The sequence below is a fragment of the Sulfitobacter sp. W074 genome, assembly GCF_025142275.1.
In the GTDB taxonomy this organism is placed as follows: domain Bacteria; phylum Pseudomonadota; class Alphaproteobacteria; order Rhodobacterales; family Rhodobacteraceae; genus Sulfitobacter; species Sulfitobacter profundi.
The window spans coordinates 1,728,868-1,748,765 of the sequence record NZ_CP081130.1 but is presented as its reverse complement, the minus strand read 5'-3'; the positions used below and the strand labels follow the sequence as shown (position 1 = coordinate 1,748,765).

Here is a 19,898-nt window from a genome sequence, read left to right as displayed (position 1 = left end):
TCAATCGGTCGCAGTCAGGCGCGGCTGCGGCGCCATGCGTCTAGGGCCGGATTCTCCGACGGCGTGACTGCGGCAAGGGCCAAGCGGCTGTCGGCACCCGTGTCGGCCACATGGGGGCTATCTGCACGCAACGCGCGCAGCGTCTCGATATTCTCGACCACCTGTGGCACCCGAGCGATTGTGCCCACGATGGCGCGCTGAAACTCCTGCGATTTCATCTGCTGCCGCGCCCCGAAGTAGAAGGACACGATCACGCCCAACAGCCACCAAAGCGGCTCTGGCACCAGCGCAATGCCCTGCATCCGTTCGGCAAACCACAAAGGGTTAACCATGGCCGTGACGAACAGCCCCAAGGTGCCGAGCGCAAGCATCGGGCGGGGCAAACGGTTGATCCCATCCATGAAGCGGTCAAAGCCGCCCTGCCGAGCTTGGGCGAACTCCGCCCCATATTGCGCCATCGCTTTGCCCTGCACCGCATGGGCACGCTGCGCCCCGGCCTCGGCATTCTCGCGAAACACTTCGACCGTGTCGCGGATGACATTGCGCTCGCCGCCGAAAACCGTCGTAAAAATACGTTCGATCAGCCCCATTGTGCCACCCTCCGTGCGAAATCTGCGTCGCTCATGCGATATTGTGGTGCGATGAACTCTTCGGCGCGCCGGATCCAGCCGCCCTTGCCGCCAGCCCGGCTGCGCGCGTATTTTCGGCTGGCGGCGCGACGGTCGGCGAGACGGAAGTAGTAGTTGCGCCGCGCGATACCGTAGGCGTCGACCAGATGATCGGGTGCGGCCTGCCATGCGGCTTGGGCGGCGCGGATCGTCTGCGGCCCGATGGCCCCGTCAACACCGATCTCCTGCCCCATCTCGCGCAGCAAGCTTTGCAGGATCTTCACCGCATTGCTGCCCGCATTGACATACATGTCAAAAACGCTCGGCTGCAACGGCGCGGGCAATTCCGCGATGCGCGGGGCGTTGAAGTAATGTCTGACAAAGATATCCACCGCCTGCGCGCGACTTAGGCGGCGCACGTCGGCCACATCGACCGCCCCATCCCCCGTCAGGTCCAGTCCCAATCGGCGCATGGTATGGATCGTCACCCCGAATTTCGTCGCCCCGCCGGGGTCATCGGGGTCATTCACAAAGCCGCCCTCCCGGACGACGATGGCGCTGGCGATCTCTCGGACGGTCTGCATCGCGGGCTCTCCTGTCTTGGGTGCAAACAGGCTCGGCCGGATGGGTTAACGGGGCCTCAGCCCCGCGTGCGTTGCGCGCAGATCACCCTTCGGGCTCGCGGTAGACGCCCTGCTCTTTCAGCGCATCCGTTACTTCCTTGGGCATGTAAGTCTCGTCATGTTTGGCAAGGATTTCAGAGGCTTCGAAAGTCCCATCGATATAACGTCCGGTGCCGACCATGCCTTGGTTCTCTTCAAACAGATCAGGCAGCACCCCGGTAAAGACGACCGGCACGGAGGCCCCACCATCGGTCACGGCAAAGCGAATCTGTTCGCCCTGTCCGCGTTTGAGTGACCCTTCTTCGACCAGACCGCCAATGCGGAACACCTCTGCCGGGCCGGGCGGCTCGGCGATGACTTGGCTCGGCGCGCGGAAATAGTTGATCCCGTCGCGCAGCGCATAGCCGATCAGAGTAGTCGACAGCACCAAGGCCACCGCCGCAACGGCAATGATCTGGATCCGGCGCTGTTTCTTGAGGCTCTTCATGGGAACAGCGGGGCCATCATCAGCCCCTCGGTTTCCGGCAAGCCGAGCATCAGGTTCGCGTTTTGCAACGCCTGACCGCTGGAGCCTTTGGTCAGATTATCGAGCGCCGCGACCACGGTCGCCCGCCCGGTCTGACGGTCGGCGACCACGCCGATATGGCAGAAGTTCGAGCCGCGCACATGCCGGGTGCTGGGCGCTTCGCCGAAGGGCAGCACCTCGATAAAGGGCTCATCTGCATAGGCGTTCTGCAGCGTCTCATAAATCGTCTGCGCGTCGCCTTTGACATAGCAGGTGGCCAAGATGCCGCGGTTTGCGGGCACCAAATGCGGGGTGAATTGCACCTGCACGGGCCGCCCGGCAATGGCCGAGAATTCCTGATCGAATTCACCCAGATGCCGGTGCGTGCTGCCAAGCGCATAGGCGTGATAGCCCTCGCTCAACTCCGCATGAAGCAGGTTTTCCTTGAGCGAGCGCCCCGCGCCCGAGACCGCGCATTTCAGGTCGAGAATGATGTCATCCAGATCAATCACACCCGCGGCGATCAGCGGGCGCAGGGCAAACTGCCCCGTCGCTGCGTTGCAGCCCGTGCCTGCCACCAACCGCGCGGCTGAAATCTCTTTGCGGTAGAATTCGGTGAGGCCGTAAACCGCCTCTTTCTGCTGCTCTAGGGCGGCGTGTTCATTGCCGTACCACTTGGCGTAATCCTCTGGGTCGCGCAGGCGGAAATCGGCAGAGAGGTCGACGATCTTCAGGTCTTTGGGCAGTGCCGCGATCACCTCTTGGCTGGTCTTATGCGGCAACGCGCAAAAGCACAGATCAATCTGCGAAAAGTCGATTTCTTCAATCGTGACCAATGTGGGCAGATCAAAATGGCGCAGATGCGGAAACACCTCGGCCATAGATTGCCCCGCCTTGGAGTTCGCCCCCAAAGCTTTGATTTTCATTGAGGAATGGCCAGCGATTAGCCGGATGAGTTCTGCCCCGGTATAGCCGGAGGCGCCAAGAATGGCGATGTTCTGGGTCATGGTCTGTCCCCTTGTTCGGAACGAAATATAATTGGAGTTCAGGCGGCGGTGAATGTGATCTGTCGTCGCAGGAACTGCGTCGCACGGTCGCTCACCCGGGCGGGATCGCCGGTGGTGAGAAACGCCGCCTCGCCACTGCCCATCATATTGGGATGCCGCTCAAGATAATCCGCCAATGAATCCGCCACCAACTCGGCTTGGCTAAACACTTTGACTTGCCCGCCCAAGGCCGCCTGAAACGCCTCCTGCATCAGCGGGTAATGGGTGCAGCCCAAGATCGCCGCGTCGGGGTCGGGCATTTTACGTTTCAACGCATCGACATGGCTGCGCACCAGCGCTTCGGCGAGGATCATATCGCCCTCTTCGATGGCATCGACCACCCCACCGCAGGCCTGCGCTTCGACATCCACCCCGATGGCGCGGAAGGACAGTTCACGCTGAAAGGCGCGGCTTGCCACCGTCGCGGGCGTGGCGAAAAGCGCCACATGGTTCACCGCCACTTCGCGCGGCGGGGAGTTATCGCCCCATTGGCGTTCGGTCATCGCCTCGATCAGCGGCACAAAGACGCCCAACACCCGTTTCTCGCGCGGGATCCAGCCCTCTTGCATCCGGCGCAGCGCAGCGGCCGAGGCGGTGTTACAGGCAAGGATCACCAGATCGCAGCCCGCATCGAACAGCCGCTGCACGGCGGCGCAGGTCAGCGCATAGATATCATCGGCATTGCGCACGCCGTAGGGCGCATGGGCGCTGTCAGCGAGATAGACAAAATCCACCTCCGGCAGCCGTTCTTGCACCTTGTTCCAGACGGTCAGCCCGCCCAGCCCCGAATCGAAAATACCAACTGCCATGGTCTATCGTCACCTGTCGGCTCTATGCCGTTCCTCAAACTCGTAGCCAAGACCCTGATACTGGCCCGGCTTTGGTGACAACTCATAAGTGGCTTTGCGCAGGAAATCCATCATCGCTTTTGCGTCCCCCGCAAGCGGGTCAAGCATGGTGCGCGGAATCGGGTCGCCGATGGCCACGCGCACGGGGCTATCGACACGGGCGCGGAACTCTTTGATCAGCAGCCCCATTCGCAGATTGGCATGCAGGTGGCTGGCGATTTGGAACAGCCGGCTGGTGTGGCCGTCGAAATAGATCGGCACCACCGTGGCGTCAGACTTGGCGATCATCCGCGCGGTGAAACTGCGCCATCCGGGGTCCATCGGTTGCGAAAAGGGCCGCGCGGCGGTGCTGACCGTGCCGCCCGGGAAGATGCCAATCGCACCGCCTTGGTCTAGATAGGTCAACGCGGTCCGGCGCGTGGCGAGGTTCAGCGCCAGCGCGGCGCGATCTTCGGCAAAGCTGATCGGCAAAAGATGGTGTGCCAGATCCGGCGCTTGGCTGAACACCGCATTGGCCATGATCCGAAAGTCACCGCGCGTCCGGCTGAGGATATGGCCTAGCATCAGCCCGTCCAGAATGCCGTAGGGATGATTGGCGATCAGAATGACAGGGCCACGCTTTGGAATATCGGCCAAAGACCCGCGCATCACATCCAATGTCAAACCACAGCGCCGCACCATGGCATCAAAGAACCCCAGCCCCGCGGCCAGATCGTCTTCGTAGCCCTCGGCCCGTTTCAGTAAGGACACCCGCCCGGTGGTGTTTTCCATCAATCGGATGAGCGCCCTCCCGCCCCGAGTTCGGGCGGAATGGGCATAGCTTATGTCATGGGCGTAGGTCACATCTGGGCCTCAGGATCGCACTGATGCTCTCCCTAGCCCAGAAATGTAACAGCCGTATTACTCCGCGGCCTTGGCCGTGGAGGTGCCGCCCGCGCGGATCACCGCCAGCAGTTCCTCGCGGCGCTTCTCGGCCTTGGCTTCATTGGCCTGTTTCACCGGACCGAAACCGCGGATTTGCAAGGGCAGTTCGGCCAGCGCCACGATGGCGCCGCGGGTCTGATCGGTCAGTTTGGGCAGCACTTCGGCCATGTCGGCCTCATACTGTTTGATCAACGCACGTTCCATCTTGCGCTCGGCGGTATAGCCAAAGGGGTCGAAAGGCGTGCCGCGCAGACCCTTGAACTTCGCCATAACCCGCAGCGGCCCTTCGAGCCATTGGCCGAATTCGCGCTTCTGGGGCCGACCGTTGGGCCCCATCTTGGACAAGAGCGGCGGCGCCATGTGGAAGGTCATGTTGAAATCGCCGTCGAACTGCGCCCGCGCCTTGTCACGGCTGGTGATCAACAGGCGGGCGACCTCGTATTCGTCCTTGTAGCTCAGGAGCTTATGATAGCCCATCGCCATCGCCGCCTTGACGTCACGGTCCTCAATACCGTCGAGCATCTTCGTGTAGCGCTTGGCCAGTCCCTTACCCTGATACTCGGTCAGGTGGTTCTCACGGAAGGCGATCTTCTCCCCCAGCGATTTGGGCAATTCCACCACGTTATCAGGCTGGCTTACCGCTTTGGCGTCTTCGGGATAGAGCACGGCCCAGCGGCCAATCTCAAACGCGCGCTTGTTGCGCTCTACCGCCGCACCGTTCATCTCAATCGCCTGCATCAGGCTTTCGAACGAGAGGGGCAGAAGGCCGCGCTGCCATGCGGCGCCGAAGATCATCATGTTGGAAAAGATCGAATCTCCCAAACTCGCCTTGGCCAGATCCGAGGCATCAAACATCGCGACATCATCCTTCAAACGCGCTTCGAGCGCGAGGCTCAGCCGGTCATAGGGCATCTGAAACTCGGTATCGCGGGTGAAATCGCCGGTGATGATCTGGTGCGAGTTCACCACCGCACCGGTGCGCCCGGCGCGGGTCAGACCCAGTGTCTTATGGCCGGCGGAAACCACCAGATCGCCGCCGATCAGCGCATGCGCCTCGCCGGTGGCCACACGGATTGCGCTGATGTCTTCGGGACGCTCGGCCAGACGGCAGTGGATATGCACCGCACCGCCCTTCTGGGCGAGGCCCGCCATCTCCATCATGCCAGCCCCCTTGCCATCAAGTTGAGCCGCCTGCGCCAGCAGCGCGCCGATGGTGACGACCCCGGTGCCGCCCACGCCGGTGATGACGACGTTATGGGTGCCGTCGATCTTGGGCAGGTCTGGCTGCGGCAGGTCGGGGATGGTCAGTTCGGTGGTCGGATCCTTGCGGATCTTGGCGCCTTCCAACGTCACGAAGGAGGGGCAGAACCCGTCAAGACAAGAGAAGTCTTTGTTGCACTGCGACTGGTCAATGGCGCGTTTGCGGCCCAGCTCGGTCTCGTTCGGGACCACGGCCACGCAGTTCGACTGCACACCGCAATCGCCGCAGCCTTCGCAAACGTCCTCGTTGATAAAGACACGCTTGTCGGGGTCCGGGAACAGCCCGCGCTTGCGGCGGCGGCGCTTCTCGGCGGCGCAGGTCTGGATATAGACGATGGCCGACACGCCCTTGTGCTTGCGGTAGGCCTTTTGCACATTCGGCATCTCGGCGCGCTCGTGTATTTCGACGCCCTTGAAGCGGCTGAGGTCCACGTCTTCCTTCTGGTCATAGACCACGGCGAGGTTCTTCACGCCCATCGCCTTCAACTCTTCGACGATGCGGTAGGCGTCAAGGTCGCCTTCGTTGTGCTGACCGCCGGTCATTGCAACCGCGTCGTTATAGAGGATCTTATAGGTGATGTTCGTCCCCGCCGCGATGGCGGCCCGAATGGCCAGCACACCGGAGTGGTTGTAGGTGCCGTCGCCAAGGTTCTGGAACACATGCTCTGTATTGGAGAACGGCGCTTCGCCGATCCAGTTCGCGCCCTCGCCGCCCATATGGGTGAAGCCCGTGGTCTCACGGTCCATCCATTGCACCATATAGTGACAGCCGATCCCCGCATAGGCGCGGGAGCCCTCTGGCACTTTGGTCGAGGAGTTATGCGGGCAGCCCGCGCAGTAATACGGCAGTCGCGCGGCGATATCTTCGGCATTGTCCGACCGGCGTGCCTCGTTCAGCGCCTCAAGCCCCGCGCGGATCCCATCGGTCTCGCGGCCCTCTTCCAACAGAATGCCGCCGATCTTTTCGGCGATCAGAATAGGGTCGAGCGCGCCACGGGTCGGGAACAACTCTTCGCCGTGCTCCATGCCCGCGCCACCTTTGTGCCACCCATAGACGCGGCGGTGGGTATCATTGAACAGCGCTTCCTTGATCTGCACTTCGATCAGCTTGCGCTTTTCTTCGACCACGACCACCAGATCAAGCCCGTCGGCCCATTCGTGGAACCCCTGCATGTCGAGCGGGAAGGTCTGACCGATCTTATAAGTGGTGATGCCTAGCCGCTCGGCTTCGTTCTCATCGATGTTCAGCAGGCTCAGCGCGTGTACCAGATCGAGCCAGTTCTTGCCCGCGGCGGCAAAGCCGATCTTGGCCCCGCGCTTGCCCCAGACGCGCTTGTCCATCTTGTTGGCATGAGAGAACGCCTCGGCGGCGAAGCGCTTGTAGTCAATCATCCGCGCTTCTTGCAGATGCGGGGTGTCGCCCAGACGGATACTCAGCCCGCCATCGGGCATGTCGAACTCAGGGATCACCAGCTTCATCCGGTTCGGATCGCCGTTGACGACGCTCGTCGCCTCCACGGTGTCCTTCATCGTCTTCAGGCCCACCCAAAGGCCCGAAAACCGGCTGAGCGCCCAGCCGTAGATGCCGTAATCAAGGATTTCCTGCACACCAGCGGGCGAGACCACCGGCATATAGGCATCCACCATCGCCCATTCCGACTGGTGCAACACGGTGGAGGATTCGCCGGTATGGTCATCCCCCATCGCCATCAACACACCACCATGAGGCGAAGTGCCCGCCATATTCGCATGGCGCATCACATCCCCGGTGCGGTCCACCCCCGGGCCTTTGCCGTACCATAGGCCATAGACGCCATCATATTTCCCCTCGCCGCGCAGTTCCGCCTGCTGGCTGCCCCAAAGCATCGTCGCCGCGAGGTCTTCGTTCAGCCCCGGCTCAAAGCGCACGTTATGCTCGGCGAGTTTCTTCTCTGAACGCTGCATTTGCAGGTCGACCCCGCCCAGCGGACTGCCCCGGTAGCCGGTCACATAGCCTGCGGTGTTCAGCCCCGCCGCGCGGTCGCGGGCGGACTGCATCATCATCAGCCGAACCAGCGCCTGCGTGCCGTTCAGCAGCACCGGGCTTTTCTCAAGGTCGAAACGGTCGTTCAGTGAAATCTTTTGCGTTGTCATGGCGGGCCCTCCCTAGCACGTCAGTCTTGCATGATTGCCTCCTATATAGGTCACAGCTGCTGACCTGTATAGCAGTTATTCCGCAACGGCAGCCCTGCAGGGGACGGTTTGTGCTGTTTTCTCCCGGCTATTAAGGTAGGAGAAAGGCTGGGCAAGGAAAGTACGGGCCATGGATTGGGACAAACTCAGAATTTTTCACGCCGTGGCCGATGCCGGGTCGCTGACCCATGCAGGCGACAAGCTTAACCTGTCGCAATCTGCCGTCAGTCGGCAGATTCGCGGGCTTGAGGAACAGCTTAATACCAACCTCTTTCACCGCCATGCGCGCGGACTGATCCTGACCGAACAGGGCGAGCTTTTATTCGACGCGACCTCGGCCATGGCCAAGCGTCTTGACGCCGCCGCCGCACGCATTCGCGACAGTGAGGAAGAAGTCTTTGGCGAATTGCGCGTGACCACCACCACCGGTTTCGGCACCCTCTGGCTCGCCCCGCGGCTGCCCAAACTTTATGAGCAATATCCTGACCTTAAGGTCGACCTGATGCTCGAAGAGCGCGTGCTCGACCTGCCGATGCGCGAGGCCGACGTAGCGATCCGCATGAAAGAACCAAGTCAGGCCGATCTGGTCCGCAAACGGCTGATGACCGTGCGGATGGGGCTCTACGCCAGCCCCGAATATCTGGAAAAACACGGCACGCCAGAGCGGATGGAAGACATGACCGACCACCGGTTGATCTGTCAGAACACCGACAGCGATCAAGTCGGCGCCGGGCTGCAACTGGTCAAAGAGCTGATGATGTATGACCTGCGTTCGCTCTTGACGGTGAACAACTACTTCGGCGTGTTGCAAGGCGTGGTGCATCACCTTGGCCTTGGCGTGCTGCCCAACTACCTGATCCAAGACTTCCCGCATATCGTGCAGGTGATGCCCGATATCGAATCCGCCGAAGTGCCGGTCTACCTCGCCTATCCCGAAGAGCTTCGCCAATCCAAACGCGTCGCGGCCTTCAAGGATTTTGTGCAGGAAGAGATCATAACCTACCGCAAACTATGGCGCGAACGGGTCGAAGGCGACAACTGAACCGCAGCCCCGCCGCAAGCCATGCAATAAGCGCATATCGGCCATGATGACTTGCGATGTTAAATAGCCTTGATTTGAACAGCCCTGCCTCCTATTTCACCATTATGAAGATTGACAGCCTGAGGGCGCGTCGCTTCATACCTCCCTGTTGGACTTGGCCGAGCTTTTAGCTCGGCCTTTTTTTTGGCCTATCGCCTTCTTTCAGCCCACAGGCTGCCAAAGCCACTTCCCCCCCGGCATTTCCCCTTGTATGAGGGCGCAAACGCGCCAGCCGGGGAATTTCCATGCAAGATCCAGCCATCACGCCCGACCTCATCGCCAGCCACGGGTTCACGCCCGAGGAATACACCGAGGTCGTCAACATCCTCGGGCGCGAGCCGAACTACACCGAGATGGGCATTTTCTCAGCAATGTGGAACGAGCATTGCTCTTATAAGTCTTCCAAGAAATGGCTGCGCACCCTGCCCACCGACGGCCCCCAAGTCATCTGCGGCCCCGGCGAAAACGCTGGCGTGGTCGATATCGGCGATGGCCAAGCGCTGGTCTTCAAGATGGAAAGCCACAACCACCCCTCCTACATCGAGCCCTACCAAGGTGCCGCGACCGGCGTGGGCGGCATTCTGCGCGATGTCTTCACCATGGGCGCGCGCCCGATTGCTGCGATGAACGCGCTCAGCTTTGGCCGCCCTGATCACCCCAAGACCCGCCAACTTGTACATGGCGTCGTCGAAGGCGTCGGTGGCTATGGCAACTGTTTCGGCGTGCCGACCGTCGGCGGCGAAGTGCGGTTCGACACAGCCTATGATGGCAACTGCCTCGTCAACGCCTTTGCGGCGGGCCTCGCGGATGCCGACAAAATCTTCTATTCCGCCGCATCCGGCGTCGGCATGCCGGTGGTCTACCTCGGTGCAAAAACTGGCCGCGACGGCGTCGGCGGCGCGACCATGGCCTCCGCCGAATTCGACGACACCATCGAAGAGAAACGCCCCACCGTCCAGGTCGGCGACCCCTTCACAGAAAAGCGCCTGATGGAAGCCACGCTTGAGCTGATGGCAACCGGCGCCGTGATCTCGATCCAAGACATGGGCGCTGCGGGCCTGACCTGCTCTGCCGTGGAAATGGGGGACAAAGGCGGCCTTGGCGTGCGTCTCGACCTTGAAAAAGTGCCGACGCGCGAACCGCATATGACGGCCTATGAAATGATGCTCAGCGAAAGCCAAGAGCGGATGCTCATGGTCCTGCGCCCCGAACTTGAGGCCGAAGCCAAAGCCGTCTTCGACAAATGGGACCTCGATTTCGCCATCGTCGGTGAAACACTCCCCGAGGACCGCTTCCTCATCTGCCTCAATGGCGAGGTCAAAGCCGACCTGCCGCTGTCGAAACTCGCCTCCACCGCGCCGGAATATGACCGTCCTTGGGTCGAAACCCCTGCCGCCGCCGCTTTGTCCGACGCGCCAACCATCGACCCCATCGACGGTCTCCGCGCCCTCATAGGCTCCGTGAACCACGCCTCCAAAGCGTGGGTCTATGAGCAATACGACACGATGGTCATGGGCGACACCGTCCGTCTGCCCGGCCTTGGCGCTGGCATCGTGCGGGTCCATGGCACCGACAAGGCGCTGGCCTTCACCTCCGACGTGACCCCGCGCTACGTCAAAGCCAACCCAACCGAGGGCGGCAAACAGGCCGTGGCCGAAGCCTATCGCAACCTCTGTGCGGTCGGTGCCAAACCACTGGCGACAACCGACAACCTCAACTTCGGCAACCCCGAAAAGCCCGAGATCATGGGCCAGTTCGTCGGCGCGATCAAAGGCATCGGCGAAGCCGTGGGCGCGCTCGACATGCCGATCGTGTCGGGCAACGTATCGCTTTATAACGAGACTGACGGCAAAGGCATCCTGCCCACGCCCACCATCGGCGCGGTCGGCCTGATCGACAATGTCGAGCAGATCATCTGCAACCAGCTGTGCGAGGGGCATGTGGCCCTCTTGATCGGCAGCGCGGGCAGCCACCTCGGCCAATCCGCCCTGCTCGCCGAAGCCTTCGGCCGGGCCGAGGGCGATGCGCCCCATGTCGACCTCGTGGCCGAACGCCGCCACGGGGAATTCATCCGCGCCCAGTCAGGCCAAATCTCCGCCTGCACCGACCTCGGCGATGGCGGCCTCGCCCTCGCCGCCTTCGAGCTGGCCGAGACCGCAGGTATCGGCATCGAGATCGAGAGCGATGACACAGCCACCCTCTTTGGCGAAGATCAGGCCCGCTACCTTGTGGCCTGTACCGCCGAGGCCGCTGAGGCCCTGATCGCCGCAGGCAAAGAGGCCGGTGTGCCCGTGGCCCAAGTCGGCGCATTCGGCGGCGAGAAGATCAGCTTCGGCGCGGCCTCTGCACTGCTGGCAGATCTGCGCGCCACTTACCGCAGCACCTTTGCGCAAGCCTTCGCCTGAACCTCTGGTTTCGGAGCCGCCCTTGCTTGAGACCAAACGGTCGCGCGCAGGGCGGCGGGGCAAGCTAAATCGCCGAGGGGCCCCTTCAGGGGATACGGCTATTTCGCTTGAGCCGACGACAGGCGGGTGACAGGCCGGGATCAATCAAGGGGGGTTCCGAAACCTTCTGGTTTTGGAGAGACCCGCAGCCGGCTCCCTCGGCCTCGCGCCTAGCCCTCCGCGTTCAACCCCGCCAACATCCGCGCCTTTTCACCCGGATCATCGGGGCACGAGATCGCCTCGGCCAAGGCCTCCAACGACGCAATGGAATGCCCCGCGCGAAAACTATCGACATGGGGCAACATCGCGCGAATGCCCGCCGCTTTGGGCGCAAACCCGTCCCACCTCAAAAGCGGATTTAGCCAGATCACCCGCCGCGCGGTCAAATGCAGCCGCTGCATCTGCCGCGCCAGTTCCGCCGGATCGTCCCGGTCCAACCCGTCGGTGATCAGCAAGACCACCGCGCCCTGTCCCATGACCCGCCGCGACCAGTCGCGGTTGAACGCTGCCAGCGCGGCCCCAATGCGCGTCCCCCCCTCCCAGTCCTGCGCCTGCGCGCCCGCCGCTGCCAGCGCCGCATCCACATCGCGGGTCGCAAGATGCCGGGTGATATTGGTCAGCCGTGTACCAAAGGTGAACCCGTGCACCTGTGCCCAGCCCGCGCCCTTGCTGTTGGCCACCGCGTGCAGGAAATGCAGGATCACCCGACTGTATTGGCTCATTGAGCCTGAGATATCACAGAGCACCACAAGGTTGGGATAGCGCGCGCGCGGAGTCATCCGGTAGAGGCGTTCCATCTCTCCCCCGCGCCGCAGCGCCGCTTTCATCGTGCGTGCCACATCAATCCGCCCCTGTGCCGCTGCCACATTCCGGCGGCTCGGCATCGGCGGCACCGGGAGTTCCAGCTTGGCCAACATCCGCTTCGCCTGAGCCATCTCGGAAAGGCTCATCTGTTCGAAATCCAGCTTCCGGAGCCGCTCGCGCGCCGACATCGTGAGGCTCGCATCGACTTCAATGAGGGTCTCTTCCGGCTCGGGCTGCTCTTCTCGTTCCGGCGCTTCGGCCCCGTCCAGCAGGGCTTCTGCCGCGCGTTTCTCTGCCGGGGTTGCGGGGCGGTCCTCTTGCACACTGCGGATGGCGGGCAGCATCGCGGCCATCATATGTTCCAGATAGCGCGGATCGCGCCAATAAAGCCGGAATATCTGCGCAAAAACCCGCGCCTGTTCAGGGCGGTTCACGAAACAAGCGTGCAGCGTCCAATAGAAATCACGGCGGCTGGTGAACCCCACGGCGGCGACCGCCTCCACCGCCTCCACCACGCGCCCCGGCCCGATGGACAACCCCGCCCGCCGCAGGGCGCGGGCGAAATGAGTGATATTCCCCGCCAGCTTCGGGTCGTCCGGCAGGTCGAGGGGGGTTTGCTCAGCCATCCTGCTTAGGCGGGCACCAGCGACGCGCGGGCCTGTTCGAGAATGCGCGCGGCCTCGGACCCTTGCAGCTTGGCGATGTCGTCTTGGTATTTCAGCACCGCTCCCAACGTATCGGCGATGACCTCAGGGCTTAGGGTCGTTACATCCAAGGCCAGCAAACATTTCGCCCAATCGATGGTCTCTGCCACACCGGGTTTTTTGAACAGATCCTCCGTCCGCAATTGCTGAACAAAAGCCACCACCTCGCGGCTGAGCGCCTCTGCCGCCTCGGGCGCGCGGGCCGAAAGGATCGCCATCTCACGCGCCACATCCGGGTAATCGACCCAATGGTAAAGGCACCGCCGCTTCAGCGCGTCATGCACCTCCCGCGTGCGGTTGGAGGTCAGGATCACGATCGGCGGCTCCGGCGCACGGATCGTGCCAAGCTCGGGGATCGTCACCTGAAAATCACTCAGCGCTTCTAACAAAAACGCCTCAAAAGGCGCGTCGGTGCGGTCCAACTCGTCGATGAGCAGCACCGGCGCGCCGTTCTCATCGGGGCGCAGCGCCTGCAAAAGCGGGCGTTCGATCAGGTAGTCGTCGCTGAACAACTCTTGGGTCAGCGCGCGCCGATCCGCGCCACCGCCCGCCTCCGCCGTGCGGATCGCCACCATCTGGGCGGGGAAATTCCACTCATAAACCGCGCTCGACGCATCAAGCCCTTCGTAGCATTGCAACCGGATCAACCGCCGCCCCAACCCGGCGGCCAGCGCCTTGGCTATCTCGGTCTTGCCGACACCCGCCTCGCCTTCCAGAAACAAAGGCCGCCCCAGCGTAAGGCTGAGGAAAACCACAACCCCAAGCGCGCGGTCGCAAACATAGCCCTCAGCGCTCAGCATCTCTTGGACCGCGTCGATCGTATCAATGTTTTTCATGGCCCCAGTGGTGCATTCCCGCCCCGCCCCGTCAAGGGGCCTGACAGGGCGCGGGCAGATTGACGTGATTTCCCCGCGCTGGCATAGTCTCAAGCAATAATCGACGGTCACCGAGAACAACGGGGCCACAGGGGCGGATATGGGACTGAGCATTTTCATCGCGATCCGGCGCGGCGGGGTCTGACATGCGCATCACCGCTGTCACCTGCGTCAAGAACGAAGGCCCGTTTCTGCTGGAATGGATTGCCTTCAATCGGGTGATCGGGGTCACGGATTTCCTATTCTATTCAAATGATTGCACCGATGGAACCGACCGCCTGCTGGGCGCGCTTGACGGGCACGGTATCGTCACCCATCTGCCCAACCCGGCCAGCAATCGAAACTACCAAATGCAGGCGCTGAAGGATGCCCGGCGCCAACCCGTCGTCACGCAGGCCGATTGGGTCTGGGTCGCGGATGTGGACGAGTTTCTAAACATCCATGTGGGCGACCACCGCCTGCCCGCGCTGATCACAGCCTGCGGCGATCCGCAGGCAATCTCGCTGCATTTCCAGTTCTTCGCCAATGGCGGGATCGAGGAGTTCGTCGATGAACCGATCATCGCGCAATTCACCCGCAGCCATAACCCCGACATCTGGTGCGCCGATACGGCGATTGAGGTTAAATCATTGGTCCGGCAAGATTTCCCCTTGGGCTATTACGGGGCGCACCGCCCTTTTCATGATGACAGCAAAGTTCAACCCCATTGGACGGACGGCGCAGGCAGGCAGGTGCCCGCGCCGTTTCGGACTGCCGCCAACAAGCGCCGCATCCGCGCCTTTCCCGCCCGCGGCGCGCGGCGTTTTGCGACGTTAAACCATTACGCGCTGCGCTCGCTCGACAGCTATCTGGTCAAGAATGATCGGGGTGACGTGAACCGCGAACACCGCGCCTTTGACGACACCTATTGGCGCGACCGCGATGATGCAGCTTGGGAGGATCGCTCGATCCAGCGTTACCTGCCCGCCCTGCGCGCCGAGATGGATCGCCTCAAAGCGCTGCCCGGCATCGCTGAACTTCACGCCAATGCCGTGGCCGCGCACCGCGCCCGCCGCGATGCCCTGCTGGCCGATCCGGCCTACCGCGCGATGCAGGCACAACTGCGCGAGGCCAGCCCCTACTCCGCCGCCGAAGCGCAGGTCCGTGCCCAGATTGGACTGAAATGACCGGCCCACGGATCATCAACCTTGGCCTGCCCAAGACCGGCACCACCACGCTCACCGATGCGCTGCGCCACGCGGGGCTTAGGGTCGCCGATTGGCGCATCCGCAAAGGGCAAAGCGCTCTGCCTGACATTACCGGAGAGCATGTCGGCCGGATCATCTATGCCGATTATTTTGCCAGCGGCGACCCGCTGGCGCGGCTGCAAGAATTCGACGCAATCAATGAGATGAGCGCCGTGCGCCATGACCGCAGCCTTTGGCCGCAGACCGATTGGGGGCTGCTGAGCGCCATTCAGCAGCACCACCCCGACATCAAGTTTTTGCTGTCGCACCGCAATCCGGCAAAGACGGCGAACAGCATGATGCGCTGGAACAATCTGGGCCGCCGCCGCCTGCCACAGGCCGATGTGCCGGGCCTGCCCCGCGGCTTTGGCCGCAGCGAGGCCGAGCTTGCCAAATGGGTTGAGGGGCATTTCACCTTTTGCCGCCGAGTCTTTGCCGGCTATGCCAACTTTCTGGAATTCGACATCGAAGACCCCGGCGCCCGCGACAAGATCGCCGCCCACCTCGGCATCGACCTGCCATGGTGGGGCCAAAGCAACACCGGCAAAGAAGTGGCCGAGTGATGCGCCTCACCCTGTTCATCGGCCCGACCGAGAAAGCCGCCGCGCGACTGCGCAATATCTTGCAGCAGGAAAAGGGCGCGCTGTTGAAACAAGGGGTTTTGGCCCCCGATTGGAACCACGTCCGCCTCTATGCCGCCTGCGCCGCGCCTGATGCGGTTGGACTGCTGCGCTATCGACGCGGGCTCGACAGTGCTTTGATCGGCGCCACGCTGCGTGATGAATTTCACGCACTGATCCCTCGCGATTTGGCCGAGAGCCGCGCCGATCATGTGGTGCTGAGCGCGGCACAACTGGGCAACCTGCTGTCGCGCCCCGAGGAGCTTGCCCGCCTGCGCGATCTGCTCTGCCCCTATTTCGACGACATTCGCATTATCGCGCATCTTGATGAACAGGCCCGACTTCTCACCGCGCATTATACCTTTGCCGTGACCGAAGGCCGCCGCCATTCGCTGACACAGGAACTCACCTTGGCGGAGCGTGGCAGGTGGTGGCAAGGCGCGCTCGAACCTGCTGAGGATGCCCCCGACTTTGGCCTATTCTCAGATGTACAAAACCCGCCCTTCTGGCTGGATTATCAGGCCCTTCACAGTCATTGGGCAGACGCCTTTGGGGCCGAAAAGGTCCAATTCCGTCCGCTCGACCTGCCGCAACTCCTGTCCAAAAACGGGGCGCGGGAAGTTTCCGATAGCCTTGACCTGACCACGCTCCTCGGTCCGGTTGATCCGGGCCGCGCGCTTGCCCCTCTGCCCGCGCCTTGGCTGGCCCGAATGCGCGCGTTTAACGATGTACTGATCCGTTATCTGCAAGCGCATGACCTCTCCTGCCCGCGCAGCACATGGAGCCAGATGTTGCAGGCGCTGCAGATCGGTGGCGCAGCGATTGCGCCCGGCAGTCTCGCCCCGATCTCCGACCATTTCGCCCGCGACAACGCAGCCCTCATCACCCGATATCCCGCGCTGGCTGCGGCGCTCACCCCCGACAGGCCAGAACCCCTTTGGACCGAAGCAGACCCCGAACGCGGCTTTCGCGCCACGCAGTACCTCGCCGCTTTCGCCCACCGCATCCGAACAACCGCGACCCCTCTGGCGCAGAAACACGCTGAGGCTGAGATGGCGCGCCAGTCGGCCGCGAAATTCGAGGCGATGCTATCGGACCCCGCCGCCTCAGAAGACGCCCGCGCGGCCAATGCCCAGCTTTTGAACCGGGTGAAGGTCAACCACGAGATGATCCTCAGCAGCCCCTTCCGCCCGCATAACGACGCGGCGTCCGAGGGTGCAGACCAGCCCGCGCCCGCCTATACCACCGTCCCGCCGCGCCAATTACCGCCCGGCAACAGCGGCAATGTCATCGTCGGCTGCATGAAGAACGAGGCCCCCTATATCCTTGAATGGGTCGCCTATCACCGCGCCGTGGGATTTGATAACTTCCTGATCTACACCAACGATTGCACCGATGGCACCGATGCCGTGCTCGGGCGGTTGCAAGACATGGGCATCCTGCAACACCGCAACAACGACGACTGGAAGGGCAATTCGCCCCAGCAGCATGCCCTGAACCAAGCGCTGAAAGAGCCGCTGATCCGGGACGCGGAATGGATCGCGCATATCGATGTTGACGAATTCGTGAACATCCGCACAGGCAACGGCACGCTCAACGATTTTTTCGCCGCAGCGCCCGAGGCGACCAATATCGCGATGACCTGGCGGCTCTTTGGCCATAACGGCGCGACGGCCCTGTCCGATGCGCCGGTGATCGGCCAATTCGACCACTGCGCACCCAGCTTTTGCCCGAAACCCCATACCGCATGGGGGTTCAAGACAATGTTCCGCAACATCGGCGCCTATGAAAAACTCTCCTGCCACCGGCCCAACAAATTGGACGACGCGCAGGCGGAACGGGTCAAATGGGTCAACGGCTCGGGCCGCGACATGACGCGCGATGCGCTGCGCAACGGGTGGCGGTCTTCCAAAAGCAACATCGGCTATGACCTGCTGCAATTGAACCACTACGCTCTGCGCTCAGCCGACTCCTTTCTTGTCAAACGCCAGCGCGGGCGCGCGCTGCATGTCGACCGCTCCATCGGTATCAACTACTGGATCCGCATGGATTGGAACGACCACCAAGATGTCTCAATCCAGCGCAACCTGCCGCGTCTGCATGCCGAGATGGCCCGCCTGCTGGCCGACGACCCGCTTCGCGCGCATCACGAAGCGGGCCTTGCCTGGCACCGCGCCAAGGCGGAAGAGCTGCACCAAACGCCAGAGTTCCGCGATCTCTACCGCCAAGCGCTTAACGTCAAGTTAAGCGCGACCGAGCGTGTCGCCTATGCCCTCGCTCTCGACATGGAAAGCTGACCCGTGACAGACACCAAGCCTGAGCCGAATTTCATCCACTCGCGCGGCATGAAATTCCCCGACGATCCAACGATCCTGCGCGGGCGGGTCCGCAAACTGCTGCGCCAAAACGCCTATGAGGCAAAAGAAAGCGAGGCCGCGCTGCGCGTGGTCCGCGAGGGCGACCGGGTGATCGAACTGGGTGGCGGCGTGGGCTATATGTCGACGCTGGTGGCCAGCAAACGCAACGTGGCTTCGGTTCATTCATTTGAGGCGAACCCGAACCTTATCCCCTATATCCGCCGGGTCCATGCGGCCAACGGGCTGAGCAATGCCCATGTCACCAACGCCATCCTCGGCCCCGCGCCGGGCAAGGTCGATTTCCACGTACGCGACCAGATCCTGTCCTCCTCCATGACCCGTTTCGAAGGCGAAGCCCCGCCCGAGACCCATCAAATCGACGTGCTGAGCGCGGCTGAGGTTTTCGCCGACATCGCCCCCAGCGTGCTGATCTGCGACATTGAAGGCGCTGAAGTTGACCTGATCCCGTCGCTGCCGCTCGACACTCTGCGCGCCGCCATCATCGAGTTGCACCCACAATGGATCGGCCCCGAGGGGGTCAACAAGGTCTTTGCCGCTTTCATGCAGGCGGGCATGGCCTATTACCACCGGGGCTCGCATAACAAAGTCGTGGCCTTCCGCCGTGAATGGTAAAGTCTCCCACCTCGCGATCCTTTGTGTGCGCAACGAAGGCGCGTTCTTGCTGGAATGGCTTGCCCATCACCGCGCTATCGGCTTCGATCATGTGCTGGTTTTTTCCAACGATTGCGACGACGGCACCGATGACATGCTTGACCGGCTGCAAGCGCTTGGCGGTGTCACCCACATCCGCAACGACGGCCCCTATGAGAAAGGCGGCATCCAGTTCACCGCGCTGAAGGCCGCTGCCGAACTAAAGATCGTGCAGCAGGCCGATTGGATCCTGCCGCTCGATGTCGATGAATTTGTAAACATCCATGTCGGCGATCACAGCCTCTCCGCGCTGCACGCCGCCCTGCCCGAAGCCACGGCGATCACCCTCACATGGCGGCTTTTCGGCAGTGGCGATCAGGTCCGCTACGAAGACCGCCCGGTGACCGAAGGCTTTACCCGCTGCGCCCCTGCGGTGATGCACTGGCCATGGCGGGCTGCCATGTTCAAAACCCTCTACCGCAACGATGGCACCTATGCGCAGCCGGGCGTGCACCGCCCCCGTGGCCCCAACCCCGCACGGCTGGACCAATCCCGCTGGTTTGACGGCCATGGCCGCGCCCTGCCCGATCTCTTCAAGACGCGGCGCATTTTTTCAACCTACGGTCGGCAGAACTATGGGCTGGCCCAGATCAATCACTACCCCTTGGGCGCGATGGAATCCTATGTGCTCAAAGCCGACCGCGGCCGCGCGGTGCACCGCGCAGACATGCTGGGGCTGGACTATTGGGTTGAGCGGAATTTCAACACCGAAACCGACACAACCATCAACGCCAGCGCCCCGGCGCGGGCCCGCGAACTTGCCGCCCTCAAGGCCGACGCACCCCTCACCGCCCTGCACGAAACGGCCGTCGCTTGGCGTCGCACCCGGTTCGACGCGCTAATGGCCCAAGAGCCATTCCGCGCCCTATTCGGACGCCTGCTGATGGCCCCGCCAAGCCGCCCGGTCACCGCCAAAGCGGCGCGTATCATGCTGGAATATGCGAGGCGCGCCCAAGCCGCCGAGCCATCCCAATAGCGCACAGCCACCACACCGCCCCCGGAAAACCGTCACATTCTCTTCAATTTCTCACGGATTTTCCGCATTTTCGCCCTATTATCCGGCTATACCCTGCTGAAACGGCGGTTCTGC

Annotated in this window: 16 protein-coding genes; 7 read left to right on the top strand and 9 right to left on the bottom strand. The window is 62.4% G+C overall.

Going from position 1 to position 19,898, the window contains the following annotated elements; all coding sequences use genetic code 11:
* Positions 1-14: 14 nt before the first annotated feature.
* The 7 genes from K3762_RS08615 to K3762_RS08585 form a co-directional block, all read right to left on the bottom strand.
* Positions 15-590: a holin family protein gene (locus tag K3762_RS08615; RefSeq protein ID WP_132443505.1), complete on the bottom strand. Its 576-nt coding sequence runs from the start codon at positions 588-590 to the stop codon at positions 15-17.
* Positions 581-1,192 carry a holin-associated N-acetylmuramidase gene (locus tag K3762_RS08610; protein ID WP_132443506.1) on the bottom strand — a complete coding sequence of 204 codons (612 nt, stop codon included), beginning with the start codon at positions 1,190-1,192 and terminating at the stop codon, positions 581-583. The genes K3762_RS08615 and K3762_RS08610 overlap by 10 nt, the downstream gene beginning before the upstream one ends.
* Before the next feature lie 82 nt (positions 1,193-1,274).
* Positions 1,275-1,718, bottom strand: coding sequence for a cytochrome c maturation protein CcmE (gene ccmE, locus K3762_RS08605; RefSeq protein ID WP_067937768.1), 444 nt, complete (start codon positions 1,716-1,718; stop codon positions 1,275-1,277).
* The gene (argC, locus tag K3762_RS08600) at positions 1,715-2,743 is read right to left on the bottom strand and encodes an N-acetyl-gamma-glutamyl-phosphate reductase (protein ID WP_132443507.1); all 1,029 of its coding nucleotides are present in this window, start codon (positions 2,741-2,743) and stop codon (positions 1,715-1,717) included. The genes ccmE and argC overlap by 4 nt, the downstream gene beginning before the upstream one ends.
* A gap of 38 nt (positions 2,744-2,781) precedes the next feature.
* Positions 2,782-3,591: a glutamate racemase gene (locus K3762_RS08595; RefSeq protein ID WP_120350934.1), complete on the bottom strand. Its 810-nt coding sequence runs from the start codon at positions 3,589-3,591 to the stop codon at positions 2,782-2,784.
* 9 nt (positions 3,592-3,600) lie between these two features.
* Positions 3,601-4,473 (bottom strand): lysophospholipid acyltransferase family protein, encoded by an 873-nt coding sequence (locus tag K3762_RS08590; RefSeq protein WP_240791529.1) that lies wholly within the window; start codon positions 4,471-4,473, stop codon positions 3,601-3,603.
* 57 nt (positions 4,474-4,530) lie between these two features.
* A complete protein-coding gene (locus K3762_RS08585; RefSeq protein ID WP_260008913.1) occupies positions 4,531-7,947 on the bottom strand; it encodes an indolepyruvate ferredoxin oxidoreductase family protein in 3,417 nt (1,138 codons plus the stop codon).
* Positions 7,948-8,116: 169 nt separating this feature from the next.
* Here K3762_RS08585 and K3762_RS08580 point away from each other — a divergent pair, with 169 nt between their 5' ends.
* The gene (locus K3762_RS08580) at positions 8,117-9,028 is read left to right on the top strand and encodes a LysR family transcriptional regulator (protein WP_132443509.1); all 912 of its coding nucleotides are present in this window, start codon (positions 8,117-8,119) and stop codon (positions 9,026-9,028) included.
* Between the two features lie 284 nt (positions 9,029-9,312).
* Positions 9,313-11,472, top strand: coding sequence for a phosphoribosylformylglycinamidine synthase subunit PurL (gene purL, locus K3762_RS08575; RefSeq protein ID WP_120350930.1), 2,160 nt, complete (start codon positions 9,313-9,315; stop codon positions 11,470-11,472).
* A 209-nt stretch (positions 11,473-11,681) separates the two neighbouring features.
* Here the strand turns inward: purL and K3762_RS08570 are convergent, their stop codons facing one another.
* Together K3762_RS08570 and K3762_RS08565 are read right to left on the bottom strand one after the other, a co-directional pair.
* Positions 11,682-12,941, bottom strand: coding sequence for a VWA domain-containing protein (locus K3762_RS08570; RefSeq protein ID WP_260008908.1), 1,260 nt, complete (start codon positions 12,939-12,941; stop codon positions 11,682-11,684).
* 5 nt (positions 12,942-12,946) lie between these two features.
* On the bottom strand, positions 12,947-13,855 hold the full coding sequence (locus K3762_RS08565) for a MoxR family ATPase (protein WP_067629100.1): 909 nt from the start codon (positions 13,853-13,855) through the stop codon (positions 12,947-12,949).
* A gap of 185 nt (positions 13,856-14,040) precedes the next feature.
* On the opposite strand from K3762_RS08565, the gene K3762_RS08560 reads away from it, so the two are divergent.
* The 5 genes from K3762_RS08560 to K3762_RS08540 are packed head-to-tail and all read left to right on the top strand — an operon-like array spanning position 14,041 to position 19,784.
* Complete coding sequence (locus K3762_RS08560) at positions 14,041-15,060, top strand: glycosyltransferase family 2 protein (RefSeq protein WP_260012770.1); 1,020 nt, start codon at positions 14,041-14,043, stop codon at positions 15,058-15,060.
* Complete coding sequence (locus K3762_RS08555; RefSeq protein ID WP_132443513.1) at positions 15,057-15,683, top strand: sulfotransferase; 627 nt, start codon at positions 15,057-15,059, stop codon at positions 15,681-15,683. The genes K3762_RS08560 and K3762_RS08555 overlap by 4 nt, the downstream gene beginning before the upstream one ends.
* The gene (locus K3762_RS08550) at positions 15,683-18,037 is read left to right on the top strand and encodes a glycosyltransferase family 2 protein (protein ID WP_132443728.1); all 2,355 of its coding nucleotides are present in this window, start codon (positions 15,683-15,685) and stop codon (positions 18,035-18,037) included. Before K3762_RS08555 ends, K3762_RS08550 begins: the two co-directional genes overlap by 1 nt.
* Before the next feature lie 3 nt (positions 18,038-18,040).
* Entirely contained in the window at positions 18,041-18,730 is a 690-nt protein-coding gene (locus K3762_RS08545; protein ID WP_132443514.1) for an FkbM family methyltransferase, read from the top strand.
* Entirely contained in the window at positions 18,720-19,784 is a 1,065-nt protein-coding gene (locus tag K3762_RS08540; RefSeq protein ID WP_132443515.1) for a glycosyltransferase family 2 protein, read from the top strand. The genes K3762_RS08545 and K3762_RS08540 overlap by 11 nt, the downstream gene beginning before the upstream one ends.
* Positions 19,785-19,898: the final 114 nt, after the last annotated feature.

Bases quoted from the DNA above. Each gene is read 5' to 3' on its own strand.
- K3762_RS08615 (WP_132443505.1), bottom strand. From the start codon at position 590: ATGGGGCTGATCGAACGTATTTTTACGACGGTTTTCGGCGGCGAGCGC.
- K3762_RS08610 (WP_132443506.1), bottom strand. From the start codon at position 1,192: ATGCAGACCGTCCGAGAGATCGCCAGCGCCATCGTCGTCCGGGAGGGC.
- ccmE (WP_067937768.1), bottom strand. From the start codon at position 1,718: ATGAAGAGCCTCAAGAAACAGCGCCGGATCCAGATCATTGCCGTTGCG.
- argC (WP_132443507.1), bottom strand. From the start codon at position 2,743: ATGACCCAGAACATCGCCATTCTTGGCGCCTCCGGCTATACCGGGGCA.
- K3762_RS08595 (WP_120350934.1), bottom strand. From the start codon at position 3,591: ATGGCAGTTGGTATTTTCGATTCGGGGCTGGGCGGGCTGACCGTCTGG.
- K3762_RS08585 (WP_260008913.1), bottom strand. From the start codon at position 7,947: ATGACAACGCAAAAGATTTCACTGAACGACCGTTTCGACCTTGAGAAA.
- K3762_RS08580 (WP_132443509.1), top strand. From the start codon at position 8,117: ATGGATTGGGACAAACTCAGAATTTTTCACGCCGTGGCCGATGCCGGG.
- purL (WP_120350930.1), top strand. From the start codon at position 9,313: ATGCAAGATCCAGCCATCACGCCCGACCTCATCGCCAGCCACGGGTTC.
- K3762_RS08570 (WP_260008908.1), bottom strand. From the start codon at position 12,941: ATGGCTGAGCAAACCCCCCTCGACCTGCCGGACGACCCGAAGCTGGCG.
- K3762_RS08565 (WP_067629100.1), bottom strand. From the start codon at position 13,855: ATGAAAAACATTGATACGATCGACGCGGTCCAAGAGATGCTGAGCGCT.
- K3762_RS08560 (WP_260012770.1), top strand. From the start codon at position 14,041: ATGCGCATCACCGCTGTCACCTGCGTCAAGAACGAAGGCCCGTTTCTG.
- K3762_RS08555 (WP_132443513.1), top strand. From the start codon at position 15,057: ATGACCGGCCCACGGATCATCAACCTTGGCCTGCCCAAGACCGGCACC.
- K3762_RS08550 (WP_132443728.1), top strand. From the start codon at position 15,683: ATGCGCCTCACCCTGTTCATCGGCCCGACCGAGAAAGCCGCCGCGCGA.